Source organism: Geoalkalibacter sp., assembly GCF_030604225.1.
Lineage (GTDB): Bacteria > Desulfobacterota > Desulfuromonadia > Desulfuromonadales > Geoalkalibacteraceae > Geoalkalibacter.
The window spans coordinates 1-7,281 of sequence record NZ_JAUVWH010000150.1; the positions used below are offsets into that span (position 1 = coordinate 1).

Sequence of the window (7,281 nt, forward strand, 5' to 3'; positions counted from 1 at the left end):
GCGCACGGCGGCGCGCAGCTCGGCGGTGCTCACCTCCAGGCCGAGTTCGCTCTTGAGGCAGGTCTGGACCATCTCGGTGCCGATGCCCTTGGCGATGTCGAAGAACTTGCACAGGCCGATGAGGTCGAAACCGACAATCTGCAGCTTCTCCTCGGTGATGGCCTTGACCCAGGAGTCGAGATCGGCCTTGCCCTCGCGGATCAGCATGCCGTAGGTGCCCATGGACATGTGCCCGCCGGCGATGGCCCAGGCATAGCCAGGATTGGTCTCAGGCTGATAGGCGGCGATTTCCAGGCCCTTGACCTGATAGGCGTAGCCGGTTTCGCCGGTGCTCTGGGCGAGGCGCAGCGAACCCCGGCCGACTTCGGGACAGCGGCCGCGCCCGGTTTCCTCGACCAGTTCCTTGATCTTGGCGAACTCGCCGAAGGTCGCGCCGTTGAGCAGCGGCTGGTCGGGATGGCGGGCGTTGTAGGCGAGCACGTAGGAGAGGGTCACGCCCAGGGAGATGGCGTCCATGCCGAGGTTGTCGCCCAGGTGGATGAGAGCCGCGGCCTGGCCGGCGTCGTGTAGGCCGAGGTTGGTGCCGAGCAGGTTGAGGGGCTCGTAGTCGAATTTGGCGAGGAATTTTCCCGGGCCGCCGTCGGCCTGGCGCTCGTGGATGTTGTTGTGGCAGGTGATGCCGCAGCGAAAGCAGGCCTCGGACTTGATGACGTAATCTTTTTCGACGTTCTCGCGGAACAGCCGCTCCGGCAGGTCGTTGCCCTGCGGGCGGAAATTGTTGACCGGCACCGCGTGGAAGGGCTGCATGACGTCGTAGGCGCCCCAGGTACCGCCCCCGCCGCCGCGACTCACGGGTTGCAAGCGCAGGGAACCGCCACCCTTGACCACGTTGATGTTGACCTGCTTGATCTCCGGGGTGAGGGGCTTGAGCTGGTCGCGGCTCTGCGCCACCAGCGCCAGCACGTTCTTGTAGCCCATGAGGCTGCCCATGCCGCCGCGCCCGGCGAAGCGGCTCTTGTCCTGTCGGGTGCGCAGCTGGTTTTCGGTGCTGCACGCCACGGCGCCCATGTAGACCTGCTCCCACTGCTCCCCGGCGGGGCCGATGGCGGCGACGTGGGCATCGGGATAGTCATCGGCCAGGGCCATGATCTTGTCGTGGGTGAGCAGGCCGCGCAGATGCTCGGCGGCCTTGAGTTCCACCACCGGCCCCTCTTGCCCCGCGCGGATCAACACGTAGACCGGCTGTTCCGCGCGATTTTCCAGCACCAGTTCGTCCAGACCGGTCCAGCGGAACTTGGCGCCGAACTTGCCGCTCGCCGCCGACCAGATGGCGGCGGGCAGCCCCTGACGCGAGGCCTTGAGCGGGCTGTAGCCGGAAAAATAGGTGCGCATGCCGGTCATGGCGCTGCTGCCGCTGAGCAGGCCGATGTTGACGATGAGGGGATTCTCGTCGCAGTAGGCCTGGGTGATGCGCCGCGCGGCGAGATCCTGGAAGGAGCGGCCGAAGCCGCCCAGGACATCCTCGAGATTGCGGCAGGGCACGTCCTCATAATGGATGGCGCCGCCGGCGAGATCGACGACGGCGCGCCGGTAGAGCACCTTGTGCGGTTCACGGACGGGATCGGTGGTGAGAATCTTCATGCGCTCTACTCCCCCTGTGCGGAAATCAAAGCCAACCCTTCACCCCCCGTCGAGGAGGGGCAGAATCATCAGACAGTCGCCGTCGTGCAATTCCTGCTCGACGCTGACATGCACCTCATTGACAATCACCGTGCCGAGCAGATGTTCGGAAAAACCCAACTCGCGCACCACATCCGCCACCCGCGTGCCCGCGGGATAGTCGCGGAGTTCATCCTTGAAGCGGCCGATGCGGAACACGCCGTGGAGCTTGACGCGGATCTTCACCGGCGCACCTCAGGGCGCCGTGTAGGCGGTCTTGACGACCGTATAGAACTCGCGGGCGTAACTGCCCTGCTCGCGCGGCCCGAAGCTCGACCCCTTGCGCCCGCCGAAGGGCACGTGATAATCGACCCCGGCGGTGGGCAGGTTGACCATGACCAACCCGGCCTGGGCGCGGCGCTTGAAATCGCTCGCCAGCTTGAGGGAGGTGGTGACGATGCCCGCCGTCAGGCCGAAGGCGGTGTCGTTGGCCGTGACCAGCGCCTCCTCGTAATCGCGCACCGGGATCACCGCGGCGATGGGCCCGAAAATTTCCTCGCGGTTGATGCGCATGTTGTTGCGGGTTTCCGTGAACAGGGCCGGCGATAGGTAAAAACCCGGCGTTTCGCGACGCAGCAGGTCGCCGCCGCAGACCAGCCGCGCGCCCTCCTCGCGGCCGATGCGCAGATAGTCGAGATCCTGGTCGAGCTGTTTCTGATCGACCACCGGGCCGATGTCGGTGCCCGGCTTGAGGGCGTCATCGACGCGCAGGGCCTGCATCCGCTCCACCAGCCGGGCCACGAAACGATCGTGGATACCCTCGGTGACGATCAGCCGGCTCGACGCCGTGCAGCGCTGCCCCGTGGAGTAGAAGGCGCCCTGCACGGCGCAATGCACCGCGACGTCGAGATCAGCGTCGTCGAGCACCACCAGGGGATTCTTGCCGCCCATCTCCAGTTGCACCCGCGCGCCGCGCGCCACCACCTTGGGCGCCAGGGCGCGGCCCACGCCGTCGGAGCCGGTGAAGGTCAGGGCATCGACGCCCGGCGACTGGACCAGGGTTTCGCCCACCTCGGCCCCCGCGCCCATGACCAGATTGAAGACCCCGGCGGGCAGGCCGCTGCGGGACATGATTTCGCTAAGCGCCCAGGCCGAGCCCGGCACCAGGGCGGCGGGCTTGAACACCACGCAGTTGCCGCAGGCCAAGGCGGGAGCGATCTTCCAGGCAGGGATGGCGCTGGGGAAATTCCAGGGCGCGATGACCGCCACCACCCCGACGGGCTCGCGGCTCACCTCCACCTCCACCCCGGGGCGCACCGAGGGCAGCCGCTCGCCGCCCAGGCGCAGCGCCTCGCCGGCGAAAAACTTGAAGATCATCCCAGCGCGCGCCACCTCGCCGATGCCCTCGGGCAGGGTCTTGCCCTCCTCGCGCGACAACAGTCGCCCGAGTTCCTCGCGCCGCGCCAGAATTTCACTGCCGATGCGGTCGAGAACATCATGGCGCTCCTGAATGCCCACCGCTTGCCAGCCCTTCACGGCGGCGCGGGCGGCGGCCACGGCGGCCTCGGCCTGCCGGCGGTCGGCGCAGGCATAGACGCCGATGAGATCCTTGGTGTCGGAGGGATTGACGTTACGGAGCTCTCCCGCCCCCGCAACCCAGGCGCCGTCGATGAAATTCTGGTGGATCATCGGCTCTTCCCCTTGATGTCGTTGGGAAACCGTACGATTTTGACACAGGCGGGGCGGTGTCTCAAGGGCCAGGGGGTATTTTCGGGCGGGTCGAATTTATTATCCTATTTTTTCCGACACCACTTGCCCATGGCCGCCGAAGCCGCTCTCTGTTAGACTGCTCCAGATTTAAGATGATTTTTCCAAGGTCAATTCCATTGCCATAAACGACGAACCCTGGATTGCCACTATGGAAGTCACCCGCCATAAGGGTCTCATGAATGAAATTGTTTACCGCTGCGCCAGAGCAGGGGCCTGCCATCCCAAAAAAAATCGGCCCGTTTTCCAATTCCAACTCTCCAAGGTGGATGAGTGGGTTCTAGCCGGTGGTGCCGATGACGCACCGAAGAGCGAGGGCGAACAAAAATGAAGCACAACAGGGTGAAACTCACGTGAGCCTGGAAGGGCAACTCCTCGACCAGAAGTCCTTGCGGGCAGTGACCGGCAGGACCGCGAACTGGAACGAAATCGCCAAGGATTGCATTGCATTTGCCAATGCAATAGGCGGACGGCTGCTGCTTGGTATCGAGGATGGGCAGAATGTGCCTCCGGCCGATCAACAAATTCCCGCCGATCTGCCCGACATCCTACGGCGCAAGCTTGCCGAGCGAACCGTCAATGTTACGGTGTTGCCTGATGTCGTCACCGCCTCCAATGGCGGCCAGTACACTGTGTGCCGCAACGAACACTTGGCCCGCCTGTTTCACGATCTGAAACTAATGGAACGCGAAGGCAGCGGCTTCGACAAGATATTCGAGGTGCTGGTTTCTCAGGGGCGCCCAGGCGCCGGAACTGATCGAAGAGCATGATCGCGTCCAAGTCACTGTGCGCCGCCGCATTCTCAAACCCGAGATTATCGACTTCATCGCCAAGGCCGATCAAACCTACCAACTCACCCAGCGCGAACGCATTGCCCTGGGCCTGCTGGCTCAGCACGAGGCCATGACCGCCCGAGAGCTGGCCGCCATGCTGGAGCTACCTTCGGTCGATGCGCTGCAACCATGGATCAAGCGAATTCTGGAGTGGGATTTGATCCAGAGCGCGGGGCGAACACAAGCCACGCGCTATTTCGTGGATCCAAGGCTACTGCGCACACTCAATTTCGTCGGCGGTACCACGCTCAAGCGCATTGAACCACATCGGTTATCTGCACTGATCATTGAGGACGTGAGTCGCTACCCCAAGTCCAAGATTGGTGACATCCACGAGCGTATTGGCCGGGAGATCCCGCGCTCGCGCATTCGGCGCGGCATTGAGCAACTGGTCAAGGCAGGCAAGCTCATGGCAGAGGGGGTGAAAAATGGCACACGCTACCGCCTCCCGTAATTTGGCCCAAATCCGTCCCTATCTGTCCGCCTTGCGCCAAATCGACGCGCCAAAGGACAACAAGATCTCCGCAAGACCTTGTTCCATAGAGCTTTTTTCATGACACGCCCCCCCGACGTTTGAGCCAAAGAGGTGAACCAAACGCGGCTCTTCGCATGCCGAAGAGGAGATGACTCAAGAGCAAAACAGGTGTCCTCGATGACGGCAACGACGCTGCCAAGATCAAGAACCATTGTGACGCCGCTCTTCAGAAGGACACCCAGCACCCCCTCGAAGCGCTCCTCACGGGGTGGCCATTCCTAGAAAAAACTCAGCAGCAGGCGGGTGCCCATGAGGGTGAGGAAGATGGCGAAGATTTTTTTCAGGCGGCCCACGGGCAGGCTGTGGGCGAGGCGCGCGCCCAGGGGCGCGGTGCAGACGCTGGCCAGGGCGATGCCGACCAGGGCGGGCAGATAGACGAAGCCCAGGCTGGCGCCGGGCAGTTCCGTCACGGCCAAGCCGTTGAGGATATAGCCCGCGGCGCCGGCCACGGCGATGGGAAAGCCGATGGCGGCCGAGGTGCCCACGGCATGATGCATGGGCAGGTTGCACCAGGCGAGAAAGGGCACCGACAGGCTGCCGCCGCCGATACCCACCAGGCTCGACACCCCGCCGATGACATTGCCCACGCCAAACATGCCGGGCGCGCCGGGCAGGGTGCGCGAGGGTTTGGGGCGGATGTTGAAGAACATCTGCACCGCCACGAAATAAAGAAACACGACGAAGAAGCCGCCGAGAAAACGGCTGCTGAGCTGCGCCGCCACCCAGCTGCCGAAGAACGTGCCGGTGAGGATGCCCAGGGAGATGCCGCGCACCACCGGCCAGTGGACCGCGCCGCGCGCATGGTGGGCGCGGAGGCTGGAGATGGAGGTGAAGACGATGCTCGCCAGGGAGGTGCCCAGGGCCAGGTGCAGAATGTAGTCGGCGGGCATGTGCAAGGCGGTGAAGGCAAAGGTCAGCAGCGGCACGATGACGATGCCGCCGCCCACCCCGAGCAGTCCGGCGAGCACCCCGGCGAAGGCCCCGGTGGCCAGATAGAGCAGCCAAGCGGTCATTTATCCGTCTCCTTCCAGATCGACGATGCCTTCCTGCTCGCCCTTTTCCCCGTGCCTCACCATCCACGCCGCCAATTCGCGCAGCTCTTCGGGCAGAGCCTGATCCTTGAATCGCGCCAGCCGCTCCAGATCCTGGTCACCAAGGGGCTTGCGGCAAGGCAAGGCGGCCAGAGTCGTCGCCTTCATCAGCCAGGGATGCCAGGGCAAGGAGTGCTGTTCCCAGAGAGCACCCACCTGCAAAGCGATGTCGATGCCCGCCGGATCGGGATCGCAGGCCACCCGGGCCGGCGCCGGACAAGCCCTGAGCAGGGCCGACACCGCCCGATGCCACCAGGAAGGGGCGAAACCCGGCACCCAGAGCACCCCATCGCACGCGCCCCAGTGCCGCGCGGCGCGCTCGAAGAGGGTGCGGTTTTCCACCACCCGCCAGCAGCCGAGGGTTCCTTCCATGGACCTGAGCCGGTCCAGGGTGGCGGGCGTCAGGGCAATGGCGTCGGGCACGCAGCGTAGATCGAGAATTCCCGACGCGCAGTGTAGGGCAAGCGGCGCGCGCAGCCACAGGGCCGGGGTATGGCGGCTGATGCCGCAGATTTCCAGATCCAGACCGGCGTCGAGCCACTGCCATTCGGCGGCGGAAATCTCCTTGGTGTCGCCTCGGGCGAACAGGGCGAAATCGCGGCGGGTGCCGCAGCGCTCGTCGGCAAGCCACCGGTCCAGGGCACGCAGCAACTCGTGGCGGCGCAACGCCCGCTCGGCGGGCAGGGCCGCGAGGGTCTCGCCCAGGGCCGCCAATCGCGGATCAACCAAGCGCTCCTCGGCCAGGGCGGCCTGCTCTTGCCGCAGGCGCTCGCGGTTGGGCAGGCCCAGGGCTTCACGGGTGTCCTCAAGGGCCAGGAACTCCACCCACTGGGTCTGCCAGCGACCGCTCAGGCGCTGTTCCTCGACCTCGACGAGGCCCATCTTGAGCAATTCCGCCAGCAGTTGGAGGGCATCGCTGGCCCGCTCCCCGCCGGCAACCTGCAGGAGGCTCGTCCATTTACGCCGCGCGCCGCCCTGGCGCAGCCAGTCGATCAGCAGCGCGCGCCAAGCGGCGGGCCACAGGGGCAGCACCTCCCAGCGCGGCCGCAACGCCCGGCGTCGCCGCTTGCCGCGCAGCGTGCTTTTCGCGCCCACATCAAGGCTCAGGGTGCGAATACCCTCGCCGTCGGGCGGCGACCAGCCCGCCTCCCGCGGCTCGCTCACGCCACCGTCTCCCGCCGTTCGCGGCGCACGAAGGCCACAGGCGGTGCCCAGAGTTCGGGGTGACGGCGCTTTTGCGTCACCAGGGTCAGATCCGAGGTCTTGAAGACGTTGACGTTGTGCGTGTTGGGCGTGGTCAGCACGTACTGGGCGCGGGTCGCGGCGAGAAAGGCGCCGACCTTGTCGATGTTGAACACGTCGAGATGGGCGAAGGGCTCGTCGATGAAGACGAAGC

General features: G+C 65.2%; 7 protein-coding genes and 1 pseudogene. 2 read left to right on the forward strand and 6 right to left on the reverse strand.

All coding sequences use genetic code 11. From position 1 onward, the window contains the following. From QAT43_RS13350 to QAT43_RS13360, 3 genes are all read right to left on the reverse strand, one after another. Positions 1-1,641: aldehyde ferredoxin oxidoreductase N-terminal domain-containing protein (locus tag QAT43_RS13350; RefSeq protein WP_305043579.1), on the reverse strand; the 1,641-nt coding region annotated here is incomplete at its 3' end. Between the two features lie 39 nt (positions 1,642-1,680). Beyond that, a complete protein-coding gene (locus QAT43_RS13355) occupies positions 1,681-1,905 on the reverse strand; it encodes a MoaD/ThiS family protein (RefSeq protein WP_305043580.1) in 225 nt (74 codons plus the stop codon). A 9-nt stretch (positions 1,906-1,914) separates the two neighbouring features. Beyond that, positions 1,915-3,348 (reverse strand): aldehyde dehydrogenase family protein, encoded by a 1,434-nt coding sequence (locus QAT43_RS13360; protein WP_305043581.1) that lies wholly within the window; start codon positions 3,346-3,348, stop codon positions 1,915-1,917. A gap of 229 nt (positions 3,349-3,577) precedes the next feature. Between QAT43_RS13360 and QAT43_RS13365 the strand changes: the two genes are divergently transcribed. Together QAT43_RS13365 and QAT43_RS14910 are read left to right on the forward strand one after the other, a co-directional pair. Further along, positions 3,578-3,757 (forward strand): hypothetical protein, encoded by a 180-nt coding sequence (locus QAT43_RS13365; RefSeq protein ID WP_305043582.1) that lies wholly within the window; start codon positions 3,578-3,580, stop codon positions 3,755-3,757. 22 nt (positions 3,758-3,779) lie between these two features. After that, a pseudogene (locus QAT43_RS14910) lies at positions 3,780-4,713 on the forward strand (ATP-binding protein). 299 nt (positions 4,714-5,012) lie between these two features. Here the strand turns inward: QAT43_RS14910 and QAT43_RS13380 are convergent. From QAT43_RS13380 to QAT43_RS13390, 3 genes are all read right to left on the reverse strand, one after another. Further along, positions 5,013-5,807, reverse strand: coding sequence for a sulfite exporter TauE/SafE family protein (locus tag QAT43_RS13380; RefSeq protein ID WP_305043585.1), 795 nt, complete (start codon positions 5,805-5,807; stop codon positions 5,013-5,015). Further along, positions 5,808-7,049 carry a DUF2399 domain-containing protein gene (locus tag QAT43_RS13385; protein WP_305043586.1) on the reverse strand — a complete coding sequence of 414 codons (1,242 nt, stop codon included), beginning with the start codon at positions 7,047-7,049 and terminating at the stop codon, positions 5,808-5,810. Then, the coding region (locus QAT43_RS13390) for a hypothetical protein (protein ID WP_305043587.1) at positions 7,046-7,281 on the reverse strand (236 nt) is incomplete at its 5' end. The genes QAT43_RS13385 and QAT43_RS13390, both read right to left, overlap by 4 nt.

Bases quoted from the DNA above. Each gene is read 5' to 3' on its own strand.
- QAT43_RS13360 (WP_305043581.1), bottom strand. From the start codon at position 3,348: ATGATCCACCAGAATTTCATCGACGGCGCCTGGGTTGCGGGGGCGGGA.
- QAT43_RS13365 (WP_305043582.1), top strand. From the start codon at position 3,578: ATGGAAGTCACCCGCCATAAGGGTCTCATGAATGAAATTGTTTACCGC.
- QAT43_RS13380 (WP_305043585.1), bottom strand. From the start codon at position 5,807: ATGACCGCTTGGCTGCTCTATCTGGCCACCGGGGCCTTCGCCGGGGTG.